At 79.1% G+C, this 1246-nt stretch carries 1 protein-coding gene; it reads right to left on the reverse strand.

Annotated elements, in window-relative coordinates:
- Positions 1-65: 65 nt before the first annotated feature.
- Positions 66-1246: mannose-6-phosphate isomerase, class I (gene manA, locus ACFT55_RS20225; protein WP_380245661.1), on the reverse strand; the 1181-nt coding region annotated here is incomplete at its 5' end.

Here is a 1246-nt window from a genome sequence, read left to right on the forward strand (position 1 = left end):
GAACGTGCGCAACCACCTGTTCGGCACCCGGGGCGGGGCGGCGCGGGGTGGGAGGGGTGGGACGGTCACGGGACCCAGGCGCAGACGACGTGGGCGGCGCCGTCGACGGTGAGCGGGCCGGCGGCGTCGGGGACGAAGCACGACCCCCCGCGCCGCAGCCGCAGCTCGCCCGCGCCGGTGAGCAGGCACGCCTCGCCGTCGAGGGCGAGGACGACGCGCGGTCCGTCGGCGGCGAGCGCCACCGGCTCGCCCGGCACGACGTCGGCGAACGTCAGCGCGAACTCCTCGACCGGGGCGCGGTAGGTGACGACGACGCTCTCGCCGCCGGACACCAGCGTGGCCGGTCGCGCCGGCGGGCGCGGCGCGAACGACGCGCACTCGAGCAGCGCGGGGGCGTCGACGTGCTTGGTGGTCAGGCCGGCGCGCAGCACGTTGTCCGACGCGGCCATGACCTCCACGCCGAAGCCGCTGAGGTAGGCGTGCACCTCGCCGGCGGGCACGTACATCGCCTCGCCGGGCTCCAGGGTGACGCGGTTGAGGAGCAGGGACACGAGGGCGCCCGGGTCGCCGGGGTGCTGCGCCGCCAGGGCGAGCACGGTGGCGTCGGCGCGCGCGGTCGGGCCGTGCGCGTCCGCCCGGTGCCGGCGCGCCACGGCGTCGACGGCGGCCACGACGTCCGCGGCGCAGGACGGCGAGCGGCGCGCGGCGACCAGCGCCTCGGTGGCGGCGCGCACCCCCGCGGTCGAGGGTCGAGCGGTCAGGGCGGCGCGGACGACGTCGACGAGGACGCCGTCGAGCCCGTCCAGCAGCCCGAGCACCGAACGCGGGCTGCGGAACCCGGCGAGCGCCTCGAACGGGCTGAGCGCCACGATCATCTCGGGCTTGTGCTGGTCGTCGTGGAACGACCGCCGCGGGTCGCCCGCGGCCAGGCCGGCACGGGTCTCCCGGTGGTACCCGGCCCGCGCCAGGTGGGGGCGGGGGTGCACCTGCAGCGACAGCGCCCGCTCGGCGGCGAGCACCTTGAGCAGGTACGGCAGGCGGGGCCCGAAGCGGTCGGCGACCCGGCGGCCCAGGGCGGCGTGGGGCTCGGCGCGCACCAGGTCGTCCAGGGACGGGCCGCCCGCGCCGTCCGGGCCGCGCAGGCGCGACGGCGCCGCCGGGTGCGCGCCGAGCCACAGCTCGGCGGCGGGCGTGCCGTCGGGCTCGTGACCCAGGAGGTCGGGGATGCGGGTGGGCGACCCCCAGT

It is taken from the genome of Isoptericola sp. NPDC057191, from assembly GCF_042670225.1.
GTDB lineage: Bacteria > Actinomycetota > Actinomycetes > Actinomycetales > Cellulomonadaceae > Isoptericola.